Origin of the sequence: Rheinheimera pacifica (assembly GCF_024809855.1) — a bacterium.
GTDB classification, from domain to species: domain Bacteria; phylum Pseudomonadota; class Gammaproteobacteria; order Enterobacterales; family Alteromonadaceae; genus Alishewanella; species Alishewanella pacifica_A.
The window spans coordinates 45,359-70,524 of record NZ_JANUEM010000014.1; the positions used below are offsets into that span (position 1 = coordinate 45,359).

Here is a 25,166-nt window from a genome sequence, read left to right on the forward strand (position 1 = left end):
GTAGCAGATGGCAAATTTCTTTATTAACAGGCCAATTTTTGCCTGGGTAATTGCAATAGTAATAATGTTGGCCGGGTTGTTGTCTATTAAGCAATTACCGGTAGAACAGTATCCGCGTGTAGCACCTCCGGCTATTAGTATTAGTGCGTCTTACCGTGGTGCTGCGGCGCAAACGGCTGAGGACGCGGTAACCCAGGTTATTGAGCAGGCAATGAACGGCCTGGACAATCTGATGTATATGTCGGCCAATACCGATTCGTCCGGTAATGTTAGCCTGACCTTAACCTTTGAAACCGGTACCGACCCGGATATTGCCCAGGTGCAGGTGCAAAATAAACTGCAACAGGCGTTACCGTTATTACCGCAGGAAGTGCAGCAAAACGGCGTGCGGGTTGCCAAATCTAACGGCGGCTTTTTGATGGTAGTGGGGTTTATCTCTGAAGACGGCAGCATGGCGCGTGATGATATATCCGACTTTGTCGTTGCCAACGTAAGAGATCCGCTAAGCCGTACACTGGGTGTAGGTAATGTGCAGGTGTTTGGTAGCCAGTATGCCATGCGGGTATGGCTGGACGCTGATAAACTAAACCAGTATCAGCTGACACCGGCCGATGTAACTTCAGCTATTCAGGTACAAAATAATCAGGTCACTGCCGGGCAGCTTGGTGGCGCGCCTGCGTTACCGGGCCAGCAGTTTAATGCGGCTATTCTGGCGCAAACCCGGTTGACATCGGCTGAAGAGTTTGGCCGGATCTTGCTTAAAGTTAATGCCGATGGCTCAACAGTAAAGCTGTCTGATGTGGCCCGCATTGAGCTTGGCGGCGAAGATTACTCTGTTATTGCCCGTTATAACGGCAAAATGGCTACCGGTTTGGCTATTGAACTGGCCACCGGCGCTAACGCTCTGGATACCGCCAATGCGGTACGGGCTAAATTGGCTGAGCTGGAACCTTACTTCCCGGCCGGTTTATCTACTGTGATCCCCTATGACACCACGCCTTTTGTGGAAGTATCTATCAGCTCGGTAGTGCAAACCCTGATTGAAGCCATCATTCTGGTGTTTTTGGTCATGTATCTGTTTTTACAGAACTTCCGCGCTACGTTAATTCCTACTCTGGCTGTGCCCGTGGTACTGCTGGGTACCTTTGGTGTGATGTCGGCCTTTGGTTTTACCATTAATACCCTAACCATGTTTGGTATGGTGCTGGCTATCGGCTTGCTGGTAGACGATGCCATAGTGGTGGTGGAAAACGTTGAGCGGGTAATGAGCGAAGAAGGCCTGGGCCCGGTAGAGGCCACGCGTAAATCTATGGGCCAGATCACCGGTGCGCTGGTAGGTATTGGCCTGGTGTTATCTGCGGTATTTGTGCCGATGGCATTTTTCGGTGGTGCAACAGGGGCCATCTACAAGCAGTTTTCTATTACCATTGTAACCGCCATGGCGTTGTCGGTGCTGGTGGCGTTAATTTTCACCCCGGCACTTTGTGCTACCATGTTAAAACCCATTAAGGGCGATCATCACGCCAAAGGCGGTTTTTTCGGCTGGTTTAACCGTGGTTTTGACAGTACCAACCGTAATTATCAGCGCGGTGTAGCCGGTATGCTGGCACGGCCGAAGCGGTCGATGCTGGTGTATGGCGCTATTGTGGCTGTTATGGCGCTGATGTTTATGCGTTTGCCTACGTCGTTTTTGCCGGAAGAAGATCAAGGCGTGTTTTTAACCATGATCCAACTGCCTACCGGTGCCAGCCAGGAACGCACCGAAGCTGTTATGGATAAAGTGGCTGAACACTATGGCACAGAGGCCGCGGTAAAGTCAGTGTTTACGGTATCGGGTTTCAGTTTTGCCGGGCGGGGCCAGAATATGGGCCTGGCGTTTGTGCGGTTGGCTGACTGGGGAGATCGTGGCCCGGAAGATAGCGTACAAGCAGTTATCGGCCGTGCATGGGGTTTCTTTGGCACGGTGAAAGAGGCACAGATTTTTGCCTTTAACCTGCCGCCTATTGCCGAGCTGGGCCGGGCAACCGGTTTCTCGCTGTTTTTACAAGACCGTGGCGGCGTAGGGCATGCGGCATTATTAAATGCACGTAATCAGTTACTGGGTATGGCAGCACAGCAACAAAACCTGGTAGGTGTGCGGCCAAACGGTATGGAAGACGCGCCGCAGTTACAAATTTCTGTCGATCAGTTAAAGGCACAGGCGCTTGGCGTGTCGCTTAGCGATATTAACCAAACCTTGTCTATTGGCTGGGGCTCTACCTACGTTAACGACTTTGTTGACCGCGGCCGGGTGAAAAAAGTGTATGTGCAGGCCGAGCCTGAGTTTCGTATGACACCGGAAGATATCAAACGCTGGCATGTACGTAACCGCAACGGCGAGATGGTTAGCTTTGCCTCCTTTGCCAACAGTGATTGGGTATATGGTCCGCAACGGTTAGAGCGCTATAACGGCGTGTCGGCCATGGAAATTCAGGGTGAACCGGCACCGGGTTCCAGCTCGGGTGATGCAATGGCCACAATGGAGCGCTTAATTGGCCAGTTACCTGACGGTATTGGTTTTGAATGGACGGCAACCTCATATCAGGAAAAACTGTCTGGCTCACAGGCACCGGCTTTATATGCGCTGTCTATTCTGGTGGTGTTTTTGTGTTTAGCTGCACTATATGAAAGCTGGAGCGTACCTTTTGCAGTAATACTGGTAGTACCGCTGGGTATTGTCGGTGCACTGACAGCTGCTTATATGCGCGGCCTGGGTAACGATGTTTACTTCCAGGTGGGCTTGCTGACCACCATGGGGTTAGCATCGAAAAACGCGATCTTAATAGTTGAATTTGCCCGTGAACTGCAACACCAGGGTAAAGCACTGGTAGATGCCATATTAGAAGCTGTGCGCTTACGTTTACGGCCCATTATTATGACGTCAATGGCGTTTTCATTAGGCGTACTGCCGCTGGTTATCAGCAGTGGTGCAGGGTCTGCCAGCCGTAATGCCATTGGTACCGGCGTACTGGGCGGTATGATTTCAGCCACTGTACTGGCAGTGTTTCTGGTGCCGGTGTTTTATCTGGTGATCATGCGTGTGTTTGCAACAAAGGCCAAAACCACGCAGCAAGACGATACTGAACAAGGTAACACCGAAGTTGTAAAGCAGTCTTAAAGTAACACAGGGCAGCGTTGCTGCCCTGCTAAGTTTGTACCTTTACCGGCTTTTTGGTCCCACGCTGAACAGCCGGTTTTTTTATGGTTTTTTCAGGCCCTGCAGCATAGCGTCAACCAGGGCACAGGCGTGCTGATATAAATCGCATTGCTGCGGTTTAAGCAGAAAATTACTGATAATACCACCCATGTACATATGTAAAGCTGTTGCCGCCAGATAGGGGCAAATACCATCGCGCAGCAAATCTGCCTGGGCGGCTCGCTCAAAAGCACGTTGCAGTATTGCAATGGTTTGCTCATCCAGTTCATCCTGCTTATTTACTGCCGGGTTCAGTTCATCAATGTATTCACAGCGGTGGAACACAATGGTTAGTACCCGGTGATGCTGCGCACTGGAAGCAATAAGCTGCAAGCCATTAATCATTAAATTGCGGATTTGCTCAAAAGGGTTGGCAGTGGGGTTATTATCTATTTCTGTTAACAGGGTTTGAAATGGCAACCGCACCCGCTCCAGCATGGCATTGAATAAATCAGCCTTGTTCTGAAAGTGCCAGTATATAGCACCACGGGTAACATTGGCAGCTACGGCGATTTTCTCCAATGTTGTACGCGATACACCGTGCTGAAAAAATAACACTTCTGCAGCATCTAAAATTGCTGCCCGGGTGCTTTCGGCTTCGGCCTTGGTACGTCTTGCCATTTTGTTGTCTCTTAACCCTGTTATCAGCTTAATATGGCGGCAATTTTACCATATTTTGCCACTTAGAGCCTAACCTAATATAGTCATAAATACCTGGCTATCCTGCACCAGAATAGAAAATCACTGGATGTAACAACGTGCTTTTTTGTTGGTTACTTTTTATTTTATAAGTGAAGTTGTTTTGAAAGTTTCGATTATTATATTTTATGGATACAATTTGTAATTTTTATTGCCAACTTATTTGTTGACATAATGTTTTTTGTATTAATAATTGGCAGCTTATTTGGCTGTAATATGATCAGGGATGTTTATGTTGAAAATTGCAAGGGATGCTGCAAAGCATAGTAATGTATTTGTTTTTTTACTACTGCTTATAAACTTTTGTGCGGCTGCAGATGCAGAGTTGCCAGTATCGGATGCCGAGCTGAATAATTGCATCCCACTCTCTATTCAGGATAGTGCTGAACAACAAAGTGAGCAGGGTGCGGCGAATAGCAATATACAATCTCCTGATTGCCAGCGAACCCCTCCTTATATGTCTAGCTCGCCTGTTGCCAGTGCAAGTGGTAACACTATTACTGTCAACTGGAGTTATGCCACCAATGCATACTATTACCTGATACAGCAGAGAATAAATGGTGGTGCATGGCAGTCTGTTGCGACAGTTTGGGGGTTAAGCCAGCAGTTTGCTGGTAGTGCTGGTAATACCTATCAATATCAGGCTGCAGCTTGTAACGATTGGGGATGTTCCGGGTATTGGGTAGGTAATGTTATTAGCCTGGTGGCTTCGGAGCCGGCACCGGCCACACCGGGTGCGCCTACGGTAAGCCTTAGCGGCAATACCATTAACACCAGTTGGAGCGCTGTGACGGGTGCCACTTCTTATCGTATTCAGCAGAGTGTCAATGGCGGTAGTTGGCAGGCTGAGATTAATAAGGGGACTACACGCAGTCATGCCTTTAGTAGTATGGCGGGCAATAGTTATCGCTATCGTGTTAGGGCATGTAATGCTTCGGCCTGTTCGGCCTGGTCTGCTATCAGCGGCAGTATCTCTATCTTGTCGGTTCCTGCTGTACCGACTAAGCCAACAGCCTCTTTAACTTCAATCAATAGTATTACTGTTAGTTGGGCAGGGGGCGGCGGTAGCGAGCTACCACCATGTCACTATACCGGCACCTGTCATTGCCGTGAAAACGAGCCTTGCATTCCGCTGGGTGGCGGCGATATTCCGGTTGCTGCGATAAAGGAAGATGACGGCGCAATGGATAGCTCGGCTCTGCAGGCCGATACAGGGATACAAAGCACTGGCACAATCAGTTATCGCATTCAGCAGCGGTTGAATGGTGGTAGCTGGCAGACTGAAATCAATGCCGGCACCGGTACCAGTCGCGTTTTTAGCAGTTTGGCAGCGGGGAGTTATCAGTATCAGGTACGAGCTTGTAATGCTAACAATCAGTGCTCGGCTTACACTGCAGTCAGCAACTCAATTAGTATTGTCGCTATACCGGCAGCACCAGCTAAGCCTACTGCCAGTGTTAGCGCCAACACAATCACGGCTAGTTGGAATGCAGTCAGCGGTGCCGCCAGTTACCGTATTCAGCAGCGATTGAATAGCGGCAGTTGGCAAAGTGAAATCAATGCAGGAACGGCAACGAGTCGCGCTTTTACTGGCCTTAATGTTGGAAACTATCAATATCAGGTGCGTGCCTGTAATGCTAATAACCAGTGTTCAGTATACAGCCCGGTAAGTGATAGCCGATCTGTATTGTCTGTCCCGGCAACACCTGCTAAGCCAGTTGCCTCTATAACCTCAGTCAATAGTATTACTGTTAGTTGGGCAGGAGGCGGCGGTAGCGAGCTACCGCCATGTCACTATACTGGCACCTGTCATTGCTCTGATGGTCAGCCGTGTATTCCGCTGGATGGCGGCGACATTCCGGTTGCTGCGATAAAGGAAGATGACGGCGCAATGGATAGCTCGGCTCTGCAGGCCGATGCAGGGATACAAAGCACTGGCACAATCAGCTATCGCATTCAGCAGCGGCTGAATGGTGGCAGCTGGCAGACTGAAATCAATGCCGGCACCGGTACCAGTCGTGCTTTTACCGGTTTGGCGGTCGGAAACTACCAATATCAGGTACGAGCTTGCAATGCTAATAACCAGTGTTCGGCTTATAGCGTTGTTAGCGATGCCAGGTCTATTTTGGCAACACCGGCCGCACCGGCCAAACCTGCTGCCAGTGTTAGCGGTAATAGCATTACTGCGAGCTGGGGTACGGTTAGCGGCGCCACTTTTTACACGATCCAGCAGCGGGTAAATGGCGGGGCGTGGCAGGCTGAGGTTAATGCCGGTACCGCGACCATCCGGGCTTTTACCGGTTTGGCCGTAGGCAGCTACCAGTACCAGGTGCGCGCCTGTAACGCCAATAATTACTGCTCGGCTTACAGCCCTATCAGTGATGCGGCGGCGATTCTGGCTGTGCCTGCGACACCGGCTAAACCGGGAGTGAGCATTAATGGTAACAGTATTACCATCAGTTGGGTGGCTGTTAGCGGTGCAGCCAGTTATCGTATCCAGCAGCGGCTCAATGGTGGTGCCTGGCAAACGGAAATCAATGCTGGCACCAGTACTAGCCGGGTATTTTCCAGTCTGGCTGTAGGCAGCTACCAGTATCAGGTGCGAGCCTGCAATGCCAATAACCAGTGCTCGGCTTATAGTCCGATGAGCGACAGTGCGGCCATCCTGGCGGTGCCCCCGTTGCCGCCGATCCCGTTAGCGTCACTGACCTCGGTGAACGGTATCACTGTTAGTTGGGCAGGCGGCGGTAGCGAGCCACCGCCATGTCACTTTACTGGCACCTGTCATTGCCGTGAAAACGAGCCTTGCATTCCGCTGGGTGGCGGCGACATTCCGGTTGCTGCGATAAAGGAAGATGACGGCGCAATGGATAGCTCGGCTCTGCAGGCCGATGCAGGAATACAAAGCACTGGCACAATCAGCTATCGCATTCAGCAGCGGCTGAATGGTGGTAGCTGGCAGACTGAAATCAATGCCGGCACCGGTACCAATCGCGTTTTTAGCAGTTTGGCAGCGGGGAGTTATCAGTATCAGGTACGAGCCTGCAATGCTAACAATCAGTGCTCGGCTTACGCTGCAGTCAGTAACAGCATTAATGTACTGGAGGTGCCTGCGGTGCCTGCAGCCCCAACAGCAAGCTTTAATGGTACGTCACTTAGCACCAATTGGTTGCCGGTTAGCGGTGCTGCGTCCTACCGTGTCCAGCAACGAGTCAATGGTGGCAACTGGAGTAGCGATATCTACGCTATTACTCCTGGTTATAACACGACCGGTACCGCAGGCAACAGTTACCAATATCAGGTCAAGGCCTGTAATGCCAATAACTACTGCTCAACTTTCTCGGCAGTCAGTAATCAGGTAAGTTTGTCGCCGGTGCCAGCCATTCCTACCGGGTTGGCAGCCAGCCTGGACGGCACAACCATCAATACCAGCTGGAATATGGCTACCCACGCCACTGCTTACCATATCCGCCAGAGCCTGAATGGCAGTTGGCAGAACGAAATCAACAAAGACACGACGCGGGTCCACCCCTTTCCCGCGACACCGGGGGCTAACCACCAGTATCAGGTCAGAGCTTGCAGCAGCAGTGGATGCTCCGGTTGGTCAGCGGCGACGGTCACCCTGACCCCGCCGCCACTGCCTGCTGTGCCTCCAAACCCGACTGCCAGTTTAAGCGGCAATAATATTGTAGTTAGTTGGGTTGTCAGCACGCCACCGCTTGATCCATGTCACTATACCGGTACATGCCATTGCCGCGACGGTGAGCCTTGTATTCCTTTGGGTGGCCCTGCTCCTGCTGAGACTCTGCAACTTAAAGAGGACGGCGGGTTGGCTACCACACAGAGTAGTGCTGCGACGTATCGGATGCAGGGCTATAAAGACGGCGCAGTTTGGGGAGAAGAAGTTGTCAATATCAGCGGCACCTCCAGTAACCGTCCCTGGACACAGGCTGGCAGTTATACCTTTAAAGTACGAGCTTGTAACAGTAGTGGTTGTTCAAATTACACGGCCCTAAGCAATGCAGTCACTATCAGCCAGGTGGCCACCCCGGTAACCACGCCTAATGGCGGCAGCCATAGCAGCCAGGTAAACGTTACGCTCAGTACAACCACCAGTGGGGCGACTATACGCTATACGCTAAATAACTCTGCTGTAACGGCAAGCTCAGCACAATATACTGCCGCCATAGCTTTAAGCCAGAGCGCGACAATAAGAGCAAAAGCGTTTAAGACCGGTATGGCAGAGAGTAGCGAAATCACTAAAGTGTTCACTATAGTGCCGCCGGTGCCGTCTAAGCCTCAGGTTAGTGGAGGTAGTGGCAGAGTGTCTATTAGCTGGCCGCAAACTGTCGGAGCTACCACTTACAAGCTAAGGCAAAGTAAAAATGGGGCTACATGGCAAGAGTTTAGTGTGGCAAATAACCCCTCCTGCCAGCAAAATCAATGTGTGTTTAATGATGTGGGAGCAGGAGTATATACCTACCAATTAAGTGCCTGTAACACATCTGGTTGCTCGGGTTGGTCTGCTACAAGCAGTGCAGTAACAATTACTGAAAATGGCGCTGACAGTGATTTTATTACTGCAGTACCTGCCGCTGCTAGCGTATCCATTCCGGCAGAATCTGCCGCTTCGACCTCCGTCATGACTGTGGCGGGTGACTTTACGGTAACCAACCAGGGGGCCGCAACCTATAACATTCCGATAACGTTACCTGCGGGGCTTGGCGGCTATACGCCAGAGCTTGCACTGAACTACTCGTCTTTAGGTGGCAGCGGTGATGCAGGCTTAGGCTGGAGTTTAGCTGCCGTTTCGTCGATTAGCCGCTGCCAGAAGGTATTGGAAGGTGATGGGCGTTACCAGGAAATTACCTTTACCGACCAGGACGCTTTATGTCTGGATGGAGAAAAGCTGCGCCTGGTGTCTGGTACTAACCTCAGAGGCGGTGCCGAGTACCGGGCTGATAAACAGCCGGATGTTAAAGTTGTGCAAAGCGGCAATGGTGCGAGCAGCTATTTTACGCTGTACCGCCCGAATGGTGAAACCGTCATTTTTGGTGACGATGCACAAAGCCGGCAGATTGACAGTATATCGCAGCAACCCTATAGCTGGCTGCAATCAGTAAAGGCCAACCTGTTTGGCCAGCAAGTAGAATACCTGTACTTACGCAGGCTGAATTATGCTCCGCTGTTGCAGTTTATCCGCTATGCAGGTAATCAGGTTGAAATGGTATATGAAGACCGGTCGGATGCGTCTACTCATTATTATTTGGGTAATAAACTGGTTTATGACTCACGAATTGCGGCCATTACTATCAGCAACCATAGCAATCAGTTAATCAGAAGCTACCATCTGGGTTACCGGCTAAGCGGTTTTAGTGGGCGCAGCCTGCTTGAAACAGTACAAATGTGTAACGGCACAACCAGTGGTATTTGCAGCCTGCTAACCCGGCTGGATTACTCTGATTATGATATGGCTGGTTTTCAAAGCAATGAGGTTGTTATTAATCTGGGTTCTTATAGCTCTGTGCAGGGCAAATCCAATTGTACCAAACGGGAGATGTATGGCTCCTGCCCAGCTTATAAATTACAAGTCACTGATTTTGATGATAATGGTAAGGCAGAGCTTTTTGTATCAAGTTTGCATGGTGAAACCGGTAAAATCTTTGCGTTTGAATTTATCGGGCAGTCCTTTACCTACCAGAGTAATAAATCGCTGCTTAATGTTGATTTAAGACCATTTAAGTATGCCCGCAATATGGAACCAATTGTCTACCACTTTCCCTGGCGACTAATTGATACCAATGGCGATGGTATAAAAGAAATCAACTATGGCTATGTCGCTTATTATGATTGGGATGGTGATGGTGTAGATGAGGTAAGCCCCAGAACGTCATCGGCCGCAATGCAACAGTTTATTGACGAGAATATGTATAGCGGTGATTACTCCATTGAATATTATGTACGACCTTATGGTATGGAACAAAGGCTGTCTGATTTTGTATTTGATTACAATGGTGATGGGCTGTTAGATAGAGCTGTGCCAGTACATTTTTATCGTGAAATGTATGATCCACAAACAGGTGATACGCCGGCTGAGTTTATTGGTGATAATTATGTTATTGAATTAAACCAGACAAACGGTCAGCACTATAGTGGAGTACTGGTGCCTTATGAAGATAGCAGGTATATGGATAAGTATGAGATCCCGGGCGATATAAACGGAGATGGTGTTATTGACTACCTCGGTTATGTAAAAACGGGCAGAAATTTCCAGAATGCCTCAACATCATTTGGAAATGTACCTTCTACTTGCAACTCCTATTCAAATAACCAAAACTGCCTTAAGGGCTTGGCTGATATTAACGGCGATGGTAAAGATGATATTGTCTATGTGCACGATAAGAAAATTTACTGGCGGCAGTCATTGTCAGACGCGTCAGCCTCTGCGGTTCAGCTTGGCAGTGTTAGCTGGTCTATTCGTGAAACAGACCCTTACCTATGGGCAGATCTGAATGGTAATGACCAACCCGAGCTGATCTATTTTGATGTCGCCGCCCAAAAAGTCCATATCCGTTTTGATCGCAACACCAACAACGAAGTGCTGGATAAGCTTATTTCAGTTGAGAACGGTTTAGGCAAGAATTACGCAATTGAATACCGCCGGTTAAACGACTCACAAGTTTACCAAAAAGGCACCGGTGCAGCGGCAGCTAACTGGGGCAGTGGTTCAAAGGTGCGCGATATTGTCTCCACCATGCCGGTAGTGGCCAGAGTAACTGAAGTTACCGGTTTATCGCAAAGCGGCCAGCCGTTAAATAAAGAAATTGAATATAGCTATAAAGGCATGAAAACGCAGGCCGGTGGCCGTGGTGCACTTGGTTTTGCAGAAGTAACAACAGAAGATGTCACTGCGAAAACCAAAACCATTAAGTACTTCCGGCAAGACTCGCCTTTTAATGGGATGTTGAGTAAATCTGAGACATTCGTCGACGGCCAGCTGGCTGAACGTACTACCGTAGCAACCTGGTGGAACCTGGCAAGCAACAATAACCAAAGCCGCTTTGTGGCACCACGTAAACAGCAGACGGATAATTACTACCTTAATGCTGACTATGGCGACATATCTTCTGCTATTGCGGCCTTGACTACCGTAGTAGAAACTACTTTTGAAATGACCGCTACCAATTATCCCAGAGTAAAAAGCACAGTCACTACAGTATCTGACAAGCTGGATAATACCAGCAGCAGCCAAACAGTCAGCTATGAGTACACCGATGAAGATCTTGCTAATTGGCGTATTAAGCGGCCAACCCGCACAGTTACTGGCAGAAGCCGCACGGGCCAGAGCACTATAAGCCAAACTGCTGACACCATATATAACACCAACGGTAGTGTGCAGCAGGTGGTTCAGGAGCCGGACAGTAGTGATGCCAGCTTGTATCTGCAAACTTTTATGCGTTACGACAGTAAAGGTAATCTTACTGAGCAAACGCAGTGTAGCCTGCATTTTGCACAAAACTGTGGTGATGCATCGGTACCCGATACTCAGGATAATGCTGAGAAAGTGTTCCGGCGTAAAATTTTCAGTTATGACACTACCGGCCGTTATCTAACAAAGGTCAGTAATCCGTATTACACCGAGCAGTCATTCCATAGCTTTAATAAGTTGGGGCAGGCACAAGAGGTACGGTTCAACCAGTACGATAGCCGCGCCGGACAGCGTGAGTATTATCGTTATGACAGTTTTGGTGAGCGTTATTTTAGTTACACCAATCAGGGCAGCTCTGGCAAGGTCGCTAAACAGCTGTGTAGTAATCGTAGTGATTGCCCGGTCAATGCTGTGCTGGCAGTGGTTATGTCATCGCCAGACCAGCCAGACACTATTACTTATCTGGATAGCAATGGTAATAAAGTGCGGGAGGCTATTCAGTTACTTGATGGCCGCTGGAGTCTGGCTGATACCCTTTACGATACTCTAATGCGGCCAGTTAAGGTGTCAAAGCCTTATATTAATGGGCAAACAGCCTACTACGATACCTTAAGCTATGATGCCTTAGGCCGCAAAGGCGCGGTACAATCGGCTGATGACTTAGCTACCCGTTTTAGTTATTACGCTGGTAAGGTTACGCAATATATCAGTGGCAGTTACAGCGATGCAGGCAGTAGTGCCAGCCTGGACCGTACACGGGAAGAGCAGCACAATGGCCGTGGTGAAGTAAGCTATTCTACCGATAGCCTGGGTAATAATACCCACTTTACTTACACTGCTCTGGGCATGCCACAAAGAGTAACGGGAGTAGGTGGCGCAATAACATCGCTTAGTTATGACAGCTATGGCCGCCGTACAGGAATGAATGACCCCGATAAGGGCAATATCAGTTATGGCTTTAATGCGCTGGGCGAAGATGCAAGCCGCACCAGCCCGGACGGCATAGTAAAAACCCATTACCGCAATGCTGTTGGCCAGATTGTTAGTACCAATACGGTGCACGGTGCCACGTCGCTTAGCTACAGCTTTAACTATGCAAATACGCCTTTTATCCAGCAACAAAGCCATAACGGCAGCATTACCAGCTATAGCTATGACAGCTACCACCGGCCCTTTACCGAAAGTTACCAGATAGACAACAAGAGCTGGAGCCGGACGTACTATTACGACGAATACGGCCGGCTGTTCCGCGATATGGATATTGCCGGTAACGGCTATGGCCAGCAATACCAGTATGCCCATGGCCATATGAACCGGATTTTTGAGGTAAAAACCGGCCAGGCGTACTACCGGATGCGGGAGGTTGATGCTTATCAAAACCTGACACAGGCTGAGGCAGCTAACCATATACAGGTAGATCGCGACTATGACGCTAAATCTGGCCGTTTAACCGGGCTGTTTGCTGGTTTTGGCCTTATTCAACACCAGTACTATCGCTATGACCAGTTGGGTAACCTGCGCTACCGCAGTAACCTAAATGCCTTTGGTAGTGCCGATTTAATCGAGAGCTTTGGTTATGACGAGTTAAATAGGCTGGAAACGGTCACTTTTAATGGCGTGCTGAGCCAGCGGATGACCTATCTGGATAACGGCAATATTCTGACCAAGTCGGATGTAGAAAACGCGGCTACCTACCAATATGGCACTAAAGCCAGCTCGTGCAGTGTGACACCGGGTGTACACGCAGTAAGCCAAATTGGCACCCGGCGTTTTTGTTACGATGCCCGAGGCAACCAGACACACCGTTATGCGGGCAGCAGCTTAACGCGACGGGTAGATTACACCGCGTTTGATAAGCCGCACACTATTTGGTCAAACCAGGGTGAAAGCCGCTTTAATTACGATGCGACAGAAAAGCTGGTAAAACGGATAGACAAAAAAGCCGGTGGCGATATGGTGACTTACTACGTAGGTGGCCATGAAGCGATTTACCAGCCGGACGGCAGCAGTGAAATAAAGCGCTATATCCGTGATATTGCTATTCACACGATAAAAAGCACAGGTGCCACCACGCTGCACTATGTGTTTAACGACCACTTAGGCTCGGGCAGTGTGATTACCGATGCCAATGGCGCTATCGTGGAAACAGCCAGCTTTGATGCCTTTGGTAAACGCAGAAATGCCAACAGCTGGCAGGGCTATACAAACCCATTTAGCCAACTGCCAAATCTTGCAGCTTTGCTCAACATTACGCAAAAAGGCTATACCGGCCATATTCAGGTAGACCATGCTGCGGTTATCCATATGGGCGGGCGGATATACGACCCGGAGCTGGGGCGCTTTATCCAGGCAGACCCAATCGTGCAAGACCCGCGCGATGCGCAAAGCTTAAACCGGTATACCTATGTATTTAATAACCCGTTAAGCTATACCGACCCAACGGGATATGACTGTCATAACCAGCGTGGAAAACAATGTAACTCAGCGATAGAGCAACAGAAGGAAGATACGGCAAAAGCGGCCCAAACCCAGGGCAGCTCGAAGACGGAAGACGTGAGCAAAGGCAACCAGAGTGCTAATTTGCAAAATGCGGCTAAAGTGGCCAGTGGGCAAAAGCCAACACCTGAGCAAATGCGTGAGCTTCGACAGCTAGAGCAAAAAGCCAAGCGCGGTGGGCGAGACCTTGACAGGTATCAAGATGCTTTGGGTTTAATAGCTATAGGGCTTAACGGTAGTGGCCAAGCTGGGGCTGTCGGGGCTGGGGAGTCCCTGATGTCAGGGCTTAAACACGTAGCAAAAGGTGGGATACTTGGAGCAGTACTGTCGATGTCTGGTGATGTCGCTAATGACTCCAAAGAACCTTATCTATATGTCACTTATACTAGATTTAATCCAGATACGGGGCAGGTCTATGCTGGGAGAACTGGTGGGTATGGCACTCCGGAGGAATTGGTTAATAGGAGAGCAATAGGTCAGCCGCACTTGAATTCTGAGGGGTTCTTACCTCCCACTGTTGATCGTTTTTCTATAAATCGCCATGCTATTAGAGGCAGAGAGCAACAGCTTATAGATTATTATGGAGGGGCTAGAAGTGTAGGTGGAACCGCAAGAAATATGATAAATGGAGTCGCGGATTTCAACCCTAATCGTCCGTTCTACATGATGGCGACACGAAGGGAGTTTGGAGATTTGCAAGATAATTCCCCTAACAGGTTAAGATTGGACTGGAAATAAATATATGGTCGTCGAGAAAAAAATGAGACATTCCGGAAACTTGGGAAAAGTTTATGCAGTTCCGTTGGGTGATAAAAGTTTTACTTTTTGTGTCAATTGTATTGGACAGGAATTTACCTTTTTTGACTACTTGTCGGATTCTGCAACAATTCCTGATTTGTTGTTGGGCCTCCCAATCGCATTCCGCATTTTCGTAGGGAAAGGTGAACCTAAACATGGTAAATGGCTGGAAATTGGTAAAGTTGAGTTGGATGGCGAGTTCCTGCTATCAGGCAAATTCTTACATAAACCAGTTGGTTCTGATGAGTATTTTATTTACCAAGATGGGAAGTCAAACCCAGCAAGCTTATCTGAAGTTAAAGACCTGGAGTTATTTAGCGTCTGGTTTTCTGAGCATGTCAGAAAAAGGTTAGAAGAATACTACGATGGAAAAAAGAGTAGTGCGGTGCTTGCAATTAAAAAGCATTTAGGAATTCCTGTGTAGTTAAAGTCCAAAAAGTCAGAGTACTGGCAGTCAAATGCCTGCACTATGTGTTTAACGACCACTTAGGCTCGGGCAGTGTGATTACCGATGCCAATGGCACTATCGTAGAAACGGCCAGCTTTGATGCCTTTGGTAAACGCAGAAATGCCAACAGCTGGCAGGGTTATACAAACCCATTTAGCCAACTGCCAAATCTTGCCGCTTTGCTGAATATTACGCAAAAAGGCTATACCGGGCATATTCAGGTAGACCATGCCAGCATTATTCATATGGGCGGGCGGATATACGACCCGGAGCTGGGGCGCTTTATCCAGGCAGACCCAATCGTGCAAGACCCACGCGATGCACAGAGTTTAAACCGGTATACCTATGTATTTAATAACCCGTTAAGCTATACCGACCCAACGGGATATGATTGCCATAACCAGCGTGGAAAACAATGTAACTCAGCGATAGAGAAGCAGAAGGAAGATACGGCAAAAGCGGCCCAAACGCAGGGCAGCTCGAAGACGGAAGACGTGAGCAAAGGCAACCAGAGTGCTAATTTGCAAAATGCGGCTAAAGTGGCCAGTGGGCAAAAGCCATCAGCTGAGCAAGTTCTGTGGGAGCAGCTTTATCAGCCCTCTGTGAGCCAGCAGGCAGCTACATGGATATTTGATAATGTTATAAATCCCGTTCCGGATATTGTAAACGCGTTTAATGCTGGCATGGAGGGGGATTTCAGTGGCGCGGCCCAATCGATGTTTGGTATTGTCGGAAAGAAAATTGAAGCAGTTGGTAAAGTTGGCGGTAAACTGGTTGAGGGCGCAGAAGGTGTTATTAATGCTGTTAAAAAGAAAACACCAGACATTACGACTCCATATAAACGACCATCTGGTGCTACGACGAAAGCCCAGCGAGAGTCAGTACAGAATCAACCATGTGTTGATTGCGGAAATATCGCAAACAGACAGGTTGCCGATCACAAGACTCCTCTCGTTAAGGAGTATTACGAAACGGGTACGATTGATCAGGCCAAGATGCGAAGCTTGGATGCGGTTCAGCCACAATGCCCAGCATGTTCAGCAAGGCAGGGGGCAGAGATGAGTCGATACTCCAAGCAACAGAAACAGGAGCTAGGGTTATGACGACTTCAGCTATAGAAGATTTGCAAAAGGAATTGTGTAAAAAATATGACGCAGAATTTCTTGCTTCTCCAGGCGATCTTAAAGTTGGTATCGCTAGCAATGTTCGTGAAGGAATTGTGCCTATTAATGGTTTTCGCCATCCGCCGGAAGGTGATACTACTGGGTGGTATATTTATGCTGGTGAAGAGTTATCCGATGATGCGGTTTTCTTTAAACCGTTGCACGTTGAGCATCTTGACGATTGGTGTCCCCAGGTCAAAAAGTATATGGGGTTGGCGCCCGGATGGAGGTTTCTTATCGCTGGGGATTACGAAGACGTATGGTTCGATGAGAGCTTGCTTGACGTCTAAATTTTGGTTTTTGCCTGTGATGTAATGCGAGGTTTATAAAATTTCTATAGAGGCGGTTCAGTATTTTGAGATGTCCTGTCAGTAATGGGCGTTGCTTTGTATTTTACTCTTTTATGCCCAATAGCCACCTTGCTCAAGTAAAAGTAAGAAGCATATAAGCAATTAAAATTGCTGCGAATTTAACACCCTATTTTGCAAAAGCCACTCTGTTACGACCGGCTTTTTTGGCGCTGTATAGTGCTTCGTCGGCGCGTTTTAGCAGTTGTTCTGTGGTTTCGCCGGGGGCGCGGATGGCGCAGCCTAAGCTGATGGTAACATGCACGGTTTTACTGCCTGGCGTATTGCCGCGTTGTTGCTTGCCTTGCTTACTGTCTTGTGGCCGGGTTTGCTGGCGGATCACCAGTGGGTATTCTGCAACTTTAGCGCGCACCTGTTCCAGCTTTTCTGCCAGGGTGTCTTTATTATTGTGGCGAAATACCAGCGTAAACTCTTCGCCGCCGTAGCGGTAAGCACTTAGGCCGCGTTCGCTGCCAAGTAAAGAACCCAGTAGTTTTAATACCTGATCGCCAACATCGTGGCCGTAGGTGTCGTTAAATTTTTTAAAGTGATCAACATCCAGCATAGTAACCGCACTGCGCCGGCCAAGTCGGCTTAAGTGGTTTAACAAGGCGCGCCGCTGCGGTAACTGGGTTAGCTCGTCAATATAGGCCAGTTGCAGCATCTGGCTGGCCAGGCTCAGCAGCAAACTTAAACTGGCTGCCAGTGTCATCCAGCCCGACATCTGTGGTTGCTGGATTAACAGATAAAACAGCATTATGGCCAACCAGGCGGCAAACTGGCCCCAGCGCTGGCTGTTGGCAGCGTAAAAATTGAGTAACCCTAACCAACAGGCAGCGATAACCGCTACCCACCATAACTGGCCCCAACTAAGCAAAAATTGTGCTGATACCGGCTGAAAAAAGGCGGCTGGCAGGGGTAACAATGCCAGCCAATCGGCCAGTGGCAACAATAGCAGTAGCGGAGGCGCCAGTAGCATCAGCAGTAGCAGTAATACTCCGCGTGGGGTAAGCAATTGCGGTTTTTGCTGCAGCTGCAGTAATAGTATCAGCACGGTGAACAACAGCGGCAGGGTAAAACTAAGGGCCGCAGTTGTTGGGTCGGTTAACGGGCGTTGCAGCGCCTGTTGCACTACATAATAGTGGCTGCCAAGCAGACTTAGGCTGTATAACCAGTGCCATTGCCGCATCAGGCTGGCCAGAGTGGCTGTTAGCAATAGCATGGCTGCAACAATGTGCGGAAACTGAGCGCTGATGGTTGAGGCCAGCGGAGCAAACTGCCATTGCAACAACAGGATCAGCAGCAGCGGTAACAGAACAAACAAATGCACCCAAACCTCGGTGATATTTAATTGGTAGCGTTAATATACCCGTCGTCTTTCAAGATGCACGGTTGTTGGCTGCGTTCACTCACCCCAATCACATAGTATTGCTATGCTCATGGGGATTCGCTCACTTGCCGCCTACGTGCATCTTGAAATCCATTGGGTATAAGTAGTGTTAATTGGTGCCATTTTATGCTGTAGTCATACTCAGCACTTTGCCTCTGGCATTGTGCAGTGGCAATACAGGTTTACTGCTGCCGGTTTTTCTGCTGGCATCTGCTGCCTGTACTTCACCGGTAAAGCGGCCACCTGATTCAATGCTCAGATTATCGCTGTAAATAGTACCATTTAGTACGCCCGATTGCAGAATTTCAACCTGCTCGGCATAAAATTCGCCTTCGGCGTGGCCTTTTATGATTAGATGACGGGCGTAAACTTTGCCTTGTACCCGGCCGGGTTGGCTAATGGTTACTGCATGACTACTGCGGATATTACCCAGCAACTGGCCGTCAATTTGCATATTACAATCGAGCATCAGGTCGCCCTGTAATTCACAGCCTTCAGAAAGCAATGTTGCATGTTTAGTACCGGTTTTATCCTGCATAGCTTTAGCTGAAAACATGGTTGTTGGCTTCCTGTGGTAAAGGTTGGCCGCAGTTACAGCGGCATGGCGGGATAGCTGGTGCGGCTGTCCATCCCGGTGAGTTTTTGCATGAGCTGGCGCTGGCTGGCCAGTAGCTTACCGCTTTTTTCGTTCTGGGCGTGGCATAAGCGGGCTTTTAATGTCAGTTCCTGCAGTAACTGGCGGGTACCGTGCTGCACCGGTGCCGGTAAGCGGCTTACCAGTTGGCGCATACCGTCGCGGTTATTTTGCAAACCAAACTGTTGCAGCAGCGCGTCGCGTTCGTTGTGGCTAAGCTCGAGTGTTGTCATCAGTTGCAGTGACTGTTGGTTCAACTGCTGCAGCTGGGTGCTGTCGCGTTGGCTCATCAGTTCATACTGTTGTTCCAGTAACTGATTCAGCTGATCCAGCCGCTGCACATCCTGTTGCAGGCTGCTGATAAATTGTTTCAGCAGCTGAGCGCTCATCGTTTGTGCATTTCCAGCATAGCGCTAACCAGCGCGTCTTCATCCAGCCGCAACTCACCATTGGCGATAGCTTGTTTAAGTTGCTGCACCTTGGCCATATCTACACTGTCTTTGTCTGACAGTGCCTGAAAGGTTTGTTCCAATGAACGGCTAAAGGCACTGACCTGACTGACACCAGCTTCAGTTTTGTCTGCTACCCGGGCTTTGGCTGGCTCTGCACTGTGTTGCTCTTGTGTCAGCCGGTTTACCGGGTTTACCTGTAGCGGGTTTTTCGGATCTATTTGCATACTGTATGTTCCACAATTTGGCTCTGTTGAATTAAAGCGGCGCGGTACCGGTGAAACTTTAATTTATTTCTGTGTGGTTTCTGCATTATTTTCTCCGGTTACGATGGCATCAATTACTTTACCGGAACTGACATTCTGCACACTGATCCGCTCGCCCAGCTGGCCATCACTAAGGGCTATAGCACTGGTGGCAACAGCAAAGCCATCGCCACGGTACTGCAAAGTGATCTGCGCACCTTTTTGCACCAGATAAGCCGCCTGTAGCAGATGGCGGCTAACCGGGCTGCCTGCATTTATACGGCGTTTTACTGTCATGCCCAGCAGGGTTGTGGCATCAAACTCCAGGCCGTGGCGTATGTTACTGATATCCAAATCCTGCAGGCTGAGCATATCAGCAGTGAGCACTTCATCGCGCTCCAGCGTACGGCTGGCTACTACCAGCGGTAAAAATAGTTTTACTTGTGCCACCGCCCGGCTTTGCCAGCGCTGCGGCGAGGTGCAGCTTAAACTGTAGCTAACCCGGCCCAGCGGTGGCTCGGTTTGCTGGCGGCGGCTGATATCAAGCTTGTCGCAGCGGCTGTCGTTCAGTGCTGAGGGTAAATTAAGCTGGATCTCCTGCTGGCGGGCTTTTACCCCTAACTGGCGTAGGTACTGTTGCAGCTCTTGTTGAATATGCTGTTTAAGCTGTTGCTCTGGCGTAGACCCGGGTGTGGCCTGCGCTGGCCAGACGATTAGCAGTAACAGCGCCAGGATGGTGCAGGCTGCAGGAAAAAGCGCCAGCTTCCGCTGCGGAAGCGTTACTTCCGCTTTGGGTGATGATTCTGGCGTATTCATATAGCAATTCATTGATACATATCGCTTTTTAATTGTGGCACAGAGCTTGTAAAACCCAGGGTAAGCAAAGGCAATCTGTGTAAAGAGAGCAACCTGAATATGTTTGATAAAGCGCTTGGTGTACACCCGTTTTCATTACAGCTACGCCTGGACCGAGCTGAAATTATTGCAGGCAATCTGGCCAATGTCGATACGCCTGGTTTTAAAGCGCGGGATATCAACTACAAGCAAGTTATGCAGGATGTGGCTTACAACATGAGCAACGGCATGGACAAACCGTATCAGGTCGCACAAAACGGGCATCAGTTACTGTATCGCACGCCGTACCAGGTATCTGCCGATGGCAACACGGCCGAGCTGAATATTGAGCAGGCTAATTTCGCTGCCAACAGCATGGATTTTCAAACCAGCCTTACTTTTATGAATATGAAAATCAGCGGCCTGCAAAAAGCCATTAAAGGAGAGTAAGCATGTCATTTAACAGCATTTATGACGTCAGCGGCAGCGCAATGCGTGCTCAGGTAATGCGCCTGGATACCATCGCCTCAAATTTAGCCAATGCCGACACGGCTTCTGCTACTGAAACCGGGGCATTCAGGGCATTAAAGCCGGTATTTGCTGCGTTATATAAACAAACGGCAGACAGCCAGAGTTTGTCTGCCGAAGTACAAATGCTGGGTGTGACTACCTCCAGCCGGCCGGTAGAGCAGCGCTATGAGCCGAATAACCCACTGGCGAATCAAGACGGTTATGTATTTTATTCCAACGTTAATGTGCTGGAAGAAATGGCTGACATGATGTCTGCGTCGCGCAGTTATCAAACCTCGGTAGAAGTAATGGGCCGGGTTTCCAGTATGCAGCAAAGCGTGCTGCGGCTTGGCGGCCAGTAAAGGAGCAATAGCGTGAGTGCAATCAGCGGCTTCGCAAACAATGTTAATACGACTAATGACAGTACGATAGCAAAAAACGGTACTGATAACGGTACTACCGGCGCAGAAGGGCTATCAACCATGTTTCTGGAGTTACTGGTGGCGCAAATCAGCCACCAGAACCCACTGGACCCAATGGAAGGCACCCAATATGTCAGCCAACTGGCCGAGTTTGCCAATGTTGAAAGCCTGCAAAGCCTGAAAATAGATTCCGGTAAAAACCTGGCTCTGCAAAGCAGCCAGCAGGCATTACAGGCCACAGCGTTAATTGGTACTCAGGTTGATGTTGCCGCTGAAACCATAGTGCTGGAGCAGGCCGGTCAGGTAAAAGGTGCGCTTAATCTGGGTGTTGAAGCCGACAGCATTGAACTGCGGCTATATAACGCTGAAGGTAAATTAATGCAGCAGCAAACACTGCCTTACAGTGGCATCGGTACCCTGCGGTTTGCCTTTGATGAACAGGCGGCTGGTGGTTATTACGTGCAGGCCGATGCTTATATTAACGGACAGCCAAACCCGCTTACCACCTTGTTAAGTGGCGAAGTTGAGCGGGTGTCTGTCGGTAGTAATAAAGACGACATTATTTTGCAAGTCAACGGCCTGGGTAACCACGCTCTGTTAGATACCAATCAGCTGGCCTTTGGCGGCAACAGTTAAGGAATCAGTATTATGTCTATGTTTAATATCGGGTTAAGCGGGTTGAAAACCACGCAAAAAGCACTGGAAGTTACCAGCCATAACATTGCCAACTCAGGTACTGCCGGTTTTAAAAGTGGCAGCGCTGAATTTGCCTCAGTGTACAACGGCGGCCAGCGCGGCGGGGTAGACGTAAGTGATATTAAAGAAAACTTTACCCGTGAAGGCGGTGTGGTAAATACCGGCTCAGCGCTGGATTTAGCTATTACCGGTAAAGGTTTTTTTGTTGTTGCTGAAAACGGCCGTATGGCTTACACCCAGGCAGGCCGCTTTGATCTGGATAAAGATCAGAACATTGTTAACAGCAGCGGCAACCGCTTACAAGGCTACGGCGTAGATGCCGACGGCAACCTGGTACCTGGCGTACTCACTGATTTAAAAATTGAAGCGGCCAATATCCCGGCACAGGCTTCTACCGAAGTAGCTTTTTCGCTTAATTTAAGCTCAGCCAGTGATGTAATAGCTGTGCCATTCGATCCGGCGGTGGGCAGTAGCTATAACTACTCACAGTCGAGCGAAATATTCGACTCTTTGGGCAACAGCCATACCTTAACGCAGTATTTTGTGCATACCGGGCCCAATACCTGGCAGGCGCACTACTTTGTTAATGGCACGGATTTGACAACACCTGCCAACCTGACATTTGATGCCGACGGCCAGTTAACTGCACCTGCTGCTCCGGCAACAGTGGCGCTCAGTTACACCCCAACCACCGGTGCTGCGGTAATGGACTTTGGCATTAACCTAACCAAAAGCACCCAGTTTGGCAGCGGTTTTAATATTTATAAAAACGACCCTAACGGCTATACCGCAGGTGAGTTTGCCGGGGTAGCAATAGCCGAAACCGGTGAAGTATTTGCCACTTTTACCAATGGTGAAACCAAGCTGCAAGGCCAGGTAGTACTGGCTAACTTTGCCAATATCAATGGCCTGCAAACCGGTAATAAAACCGTTTGGTATGCCACTAATGAATCTGGCGCAGCCCTGTATGGCACACCGGATGCTGGTAGTTTTGGTGCTTTGCTGTCGGGCGCCTATGTTGGCTCTAACGTAGATATCAGCGAGCAGTTGGTTGATTTAATGGCGTTTCAGCAAAACTACCAGGCGAATGCCAAAACTATCAGCACGGCCGATCAGATGATGCAGGTTTTATTTAACGCCACCTAAAGGTAAGCCGTTATGGAACGCTTAATTTATACCGCTGTATCAGGGGCCGAACTCAACCAGACGGCACTGCGTGTTAGCGCCAATAATTTGGCCAACGTTAATACGCCCGGTTTTAAAGCAGATATTGAACAGGCGCAGGCAATGATGATTGCCGGTGACGGCTTTCGTACCCGTTATCAGGCGCAGTTACTGCCGGTGTTTACCAATCTGGCTAATGGCCCGGTGCAACAAACCGGCCGTGATCTGGACATTGTACTGAGCGACGGCGGCTTTTTAGCTATAGCCGATGCCAACGGTAATGAAGCCTATACCCGTGCCGGCAACCTGCAGGTAGATGCCGATGGCCGCTTAATGCTAAACGGCTATGCGGTACAGGGTGAGCAAGGCGACATAGTGTTACCGGAGTTTGGTGATATCGACATCAGCAGCGATGGCACTATTAATTTGTTGCCGATAGGCGGTGGTGTTATTGCCCAGGAAGGCCGGTTAAAAATGGTCAGTGTGGGTGATGACACTCTGGTAAAAGGGCTGGATGGCCTGTTACGGCCACAACAGCAGGAGCAATTACCGGCAGATTTAACGATTACCCTGCGTACCGGCGCGCTGGAAGGCGCCAATGTTAATGCGGTGGAAGAGATGGTAAACACCATGAATATCAGCCGCCAGTTTGAAATGAATATCCGCATGATGAAAACCGCTGACGAACTGGCGGTAGCCGGTAACAAGCTGGTAAGTGGCAACAGTTAACAGGAGCAGCACATGAACTCTGCCTTATGGGTTAGTAAAACCGGTTTAGCCGCGCAGGATATGCGCATGACCACCATCTCAAACAATCTGGCTAACGTTAGTACCGCAGGCTTTAAAAAAGACCGCGTCGTGTTTGAAGATTTGTTTTATCAGGTACAGCGCCAGCCGGGCACTCAGGCTGACGAGCTAAACCAGGTGCCGTCGGGCATTCAGGTGGGTACCGGTGTACGGATTAACGGCACCCAGAAAATTTTTACCGAAGGCAGCTTTGAAAAAAGTGACAACCCGCTGGATATCGCCATTGCCGGGCAGGGCTTTTTCCAGATTGAAAACCCGGACGGCGAAATATTGTATAGCCGCAGTGGCCAGTTTCAGCTAAACGCCGATTCATTAATCGTCAATGCCAACGGCCTGCCACTGCTGCAAAATATCGCTATACCAGAGAACTCCACCAAAGTAACCATTGGCCGCGACGGTACCGTTACTGCTGTTGTTGCCGGCCAGGCTGATCCGGTAGAACTGGGGCAGATTTTAACCGTTAACTTTGTTAATCCTGCCGGTTTAGAAGCACTGGGTGGCAATTTATTCCGCGCTACTGCAGCCTCAGGTGAAGCGGTAGAAGGTGTTCCCGGAGAAGACGCACTGGGTGCCTTGCAACAACATACCATTGAAGGCTCTAACGTTAGTGTGGTTGATGAAATGGTCAGCATGATAGCGGTGCAGCGCGCCTACGAAATGAACGCCAAAGTGGTATCGGCGGCCGATGAAATGCTGCGCTTTATTAACCAGAGCCTGTAAGCCTATGAAAGCCTGTAGCGCCTTAATCATTATGTTACTGCTAAGCGCCTGTGCCAGCCAGCCACCGCTGGTACATGAAGCCGACTGGGAGCAGGTGGTGGCGCAGCGCAGCGCTGATGAGCCGCTGCCGGGCCAGCAGCACGGCAGCCTGTACAGCGACCGTTATATGTTTACCCTGTACGAAGATAAACGTGCCTACAGGGTCGGCGATATTCTGACAGTTGAGCTGAATGAGCGTACCCAATCGAGTAAAAGTGCTGATTCCAGCATAGACAGAAGCACCGGCATTAATGTTGGCGTGCCGCTGGTAGGTAACTTAAATACCTCAGAGCTGGCTATGCAGCTGAACTCACGTTCACAGTTTGACGGCGAAAGTGCCGCCAGCCAGCAGAACTTTCTGCGCGGCTCTATTACCGTGCGGGTAACCGATGTATTGCCCAACGGCGCTCTGGCAATCCGTGGCGAAAAATGGATCAAGCTGAACCAGGGCGATGAGTATATCCGCCTGCAGGGGCTGGTGCGGCCGGAAGATATTGATGTTACCAACCGCATCTCGTCGCAGCGTATTGCCGATGCCCGTATTAGTTATTCCGGCAAAGGCGATTTAGCCAGTGCCAGCCAGGCTGGTTGGTTTACCCGCTTGTTTAACCGCTTTCTTAACCCGTTTTAACTGAGGTGTT

The 25,166-nt window shown here is 49.5% G+C and carries 18 protein-coding genes; 12 read left to right on the plus strand and 6 right to left on the minus strand.

The window, feature by feature from the left end; translation table 11 throughout:
* The first annotated feature begins 7 nt into the window (after positions 1 to 7).
* Positions 8 to 3,157, plus strand: coding sequence for an efflux RND transporter permease subunit (locus tag M2404_RS16200; RefSeq protein ID WP_259240802.1), 3,150 nt, complete (start codon positions 8 to 10; stop codon positions 3,155 to 3,157).
* Between the two features lie 81 nt (positions 3,158 to 3,238).
* Here the strand turns inward: M2404_RS16200 and M2404_RS16205 are convergent, their stop codons facing one another.
* Entirely contained in the window at positions 3,239 to 3,856 is a 618-nt protein-coding gene (locus tag M2404_RS16205; protein WP_259240803.1) for a TetR family transcriptional regulator, read from the minus strand.
* A gap of 310 nt (positions 3,857 to 4,166) precedes the next feature.
* On the opposite strand from M2404_RS16205, the gene M2404_RS16210 reads away from it, so the two are divergent.
* The 4 genes from M2404_RS16210 to M2404_RS16225 are packed head-to-tail and all read left to right on the plus strand — an operon-like array spanning position 4,167 to position 16,558.
* Positions 4,167 to 14,597, plus strand: coding sequence for a chitobiase/beta-hexosaminidase C-terminal domain-containing protein (locus tag M2404_RS16210; RefSeq protein WP_259240804.1), 10,431 nt, complete (start codon positions 4,167 to 4,169; stop codon positions 14,595 to 14,597).
* A 4-nt stretch (positions 14,598 to 14,601) separates the two neighbouring features.
* Positions 14,602 to 15,081, plus strand: coding sequence for a hypothetical protein (locus M2404_RS16215; RefSeq protein WP_259240805.1), 480 nt, complete (start codon positions 14,602 to 14,604; stop codon positions 15,079 to 15,081).
* 47 nt (positions 15,082 to 15,128) lie between these two features.
* Positions 15,129 to 16,208 carry an RHS repeat domain-containing protein gene (locus M2404_RS16220; protein WP_473091815.1) on the plus strand — a complete coding sequence of 360 codons (1,080 nt, stop codon included), beginning with the start codon at positions 15,129 to 15,131 and terminating at the stop codon, positions 16,206 to 16,208.
* Positions 16,205 to 16,558, plus strand: coding sequence for an immunity protein Imm33 domain-containing protein (locus M2404_RS16225; protein ID WP_259240807.1), 354 nt, complete (start codon positions 16,205 to 16,207; stop codon positions 16,556 to 16,558). Before M2404_RS16220 ends, M2404_RS16225 begins: the two co-directional genes overlap by 4 nt.
* A 187-nt stretch (positions 16,559 to 16,745) precedes the next feature.
* Here M2404_RS16225 and M2404_RS16230 read toward each other — a convergent pair whose 3' ends face one another.
* From M2404_RS16230 to flgA, 5 genes are all read right to left on the minus strand, one after another.
* A complete protein-coding gene (locus tag M2404_RS16230) occupies positions 16,746 to 17,939 on the minus strand; it encodes a GGDEF domain-containing protein (RefSeq protein WP_259240808.1) in 1,194 nt (397 codons plus the stop codon).
* 190 nt (positions 17,940 to 18,129) lie between these two features.
* Positions 18,130 to 18,561 carry a bactofilin family protein gene (locus M2404_RS16235; protein WP_259240809.1) on the minus strand — a complete coding sequence of 144 codons (432 nt, stop codon included), beginning with the start codon at positions 18,559 to 18,561 and terminating at the stop codon, positions 18,130 to 18,132.
* Between the two features lie 35 nt (positions 18,562 to 18,596).
* Positions 18,597 to 19,028: a flagellar protein FlgN gene (gene flgN / locus M2404_RS16240; RefSeq protein ID WP_259240810.1), complete on the minus strand. Its 432-nt coding sequence runs from the start codon at positions 19,026 to 19,028 to the stop codon at positions 18,597 to 18,599.
* Positions 19,025 to 19,315: a flagellar biosynthesis anti-sigma factor FlgM gene (gene flgM / locus M2404_RS16245; RefSeq protein WP_259240811.1), complete on the minus strand. Its 291-nt coding sequence runs from the start codon at positions 19,313 to 19,315 to the stop codon at positions 19,025 to 19,027. The genes flgN and flgM overlap by 4 nt, the downstream gene beginning before the upstream one ends.
* A gap of 63 nt (positions 19,316 to 19,378) precedes the next feature.
* Positions 19,379 to 20,149 carry a flagellar basal body P-ring formation chaperone FlgA gene (gene flgA / locus M2404_RS16250; protein WP_259240812.1) on the minus strand — a complete coding sequence of 257 codons (771 nt, stop codon included), beginning with the start codon at positions 20,147 to 20,149 and terminating at the stop codon, positions 19,379 to 19,381.
* A 99-nt stretch (positions 20,150 to 20,248) separates the two neighbouring features.
* Between flgA and flgB the strand changes: the two genes are divergently transcribed.
* From flgB to flgH, 7 genes are read left to right on the plus strand one after another with little or no spacing between them, the layout of a single operon-like run.
* Positions 20,249 to 20,617: a flagellar basal body rod protein FlgB gene (gene flgB / locus M2404_RS16255; RefSeq protein WP_310503102.1), complete on the plus strand. Its 369-nt coding sequence runs from the start codon at positions 20,249 to 20,251 to the stop codon at positions 20,615 to 20,617.
* A 2-nt stretch (positions 20,618 to 20,619) separates the two neighbouring features.
* On the plus strand, positions 20,620 to 21,039 hold the full coding sequence (gene flgC / locus M2404_RS16260) for a flagellar basal body rod protein FlgC (protein WP_259240813.1): 420 nt from the start codon (positions 20,620 to 20,622) through the stop codon (positions 21,037 to 21,039).
* A 12-nt stretch (positions 21,040 to 21,051) separates the two neighbouring features.
* On the plus strand, positions 21,052 to 21,735 hold the full coding sequence (locus M2404_RS16265; protein WP_259240814.1) for a flagellar hook assembly protein FlgD: 684 nt from the start codon (positions 21,052 to 21,054) through the stop codon (positions 21,733 to 21,735).
* 12 nt (positions 21,736 to 21,747) lie between these two features.
* On the plus strand, positions 21,748 to 22,941 hold the full coding sequence (gene flgE, locus M2404_RS16270) for a flagellar hook protein FlgE (protein ID WP_310503103.1): 1,194 nt from the start codon (positions 21,748 to 21,750) through the stop codon (positions 22,939 to 22,941).
* A gap of 12 nt (positions 22,942 to 22,953) precedes the next feature.
* The gene (locus M2404_RS16275) at positions 22,954 to 23,688 is read left to right on the plus strand and encodes a flagellar basal body rod protein FlgF (RefSeq protein WP_259240815.1); all 735 of its coding nucleotides are present in this window, start codon (positions 22,954 to 22,956) and stop codon (positions 23,686 to 23,688) included.
* Positions 23,689 to 23,700: 12 nt separating this feature from the next.
* A complete protein-coding gene (flgG, locus tag M2404_RS16280; RefSeq protein ID WP_259240816.1) occupies positions 23,701 to 24,486 on the plus strand; it encodes a flagellar basal-body rod protein FlgG in 786 nt (261 codons plus the stop codon).
* Positions 24,487 to 24,490: 4 nt separating this feature from the next.
* Positions 24,491 to 25,156, plus strand: a complete 666-nt coding sequence (gene flgH, locus M2404_RS16285; RefSeq protein ID WP_259240817.1) for a flagellar basal body L-ring protein FlgH — start codon at positions 24,491 to 24,493, stop codon at positions 25,154 to 25,156.
* Positions 25,157 to 25,166 lie beyond the last annotated feature (10 nt).

Bases quoted from the DNA above. Each gene is read 5' to 3' on its own strand.
- flgE (WP_310503103.1), top strand. From the start codon at position 21,748: ATGTCTATGTTTAATATCGGGTTAAGCGGGTTGAAAACCACGCAAAAA.
- flgN (WP_259240810.1), bottom strand. From the start codon at position 19,028: ATGAGCGCTCAGCTGCTGAAACAATTTATCAGCAGCCTGCAACAGGAT.
- M2404_RS16205 (WP_259240803.1), bottom strand. From the start codon at position 3,856: ATGGCAAGACGTACCAAGGCCGAAGCCGAAAGCACCCGGGCAGCAATT.
- M2404_RS16215 (WP_259240805.1), top strand. From the start codon at position 14,602: ATGGTCGTCGAGAAAAAAATGAGACATTCCGGAAACTTGGGAAAAGTT.
- M2404_RS16225 (WP_259240807.1), top strand. From the start codon at position 16,205: ATGACGACTTCAGCTATAGAAGATTTGCAAAAGGAATTGTGTAAAAAA.
- flgB (WP_310503102.1), top strand. From the start codon at position 20,249: ATGTTTGATAAAGCGCTTGGTGTACACCCGTTTTCATTACAGCTACGC.
- flgM (WP_259240811.1), bottom strand. From the start codon at position 19,315: ATGCAAATAGATCCGAAAAACCCGCTACAGGTAAACCCGGTAAACCGG.
- flgC (WP_259240813.1), top strand. From the start codon at position 20,620: ATGTCATTTAACAGCATTTATGACGTCAGCGGCAGCGCAATGCGTGCT.
- flgH (WP_259240817.1), top strand. From the start codon at position 24,491: ATGAAAGCCTGTAGCGCCTTAATCATTATGTTACTGCTAAGCGCCTGT.
- M2404_RS16235 (WP_259240809.1), bottom strand. From the start codon at position 18,561: ATGTTTTCAGCTAAAGCTATGCAGGATAAAACCGGTACTAAACATGCA.
- M2404_RS16210 (WP_259240804.1), top strand. From the start codon at position 4,167: ATGTTGAAAATTGCAAGGGATGCTGCAAAGCATAGTAATGTATTTGTT.
- flgA (WP_259240812.1), bottom strand. From the start codon at position 20,149: ATGAATACGCCAGAATCATCACCCAAAGCGGAAGTAACGCTTCCGCAG.
- M2404_RS16275 (WP_259240815.1), top strand. From the start codon at position 22,954: ATGGAACGCTTAATTTATACCGCTGTATCAGGGGCCGAACTCAACCAG.
- flgG (WP_259240816.1), top strand. From the start codon at position 23,701: ATGAACTCTGCCTTATGGGTTAGTAAAACCGGTTTAGCCGCGCAGGAT.
- M2404_RS16200 (WP_259240802.1), top strand. From the start codon at position 8: ATGGCAAATTTCTTTATTAACAGGCCAATTTTTGCCTGGGTAATTGCA.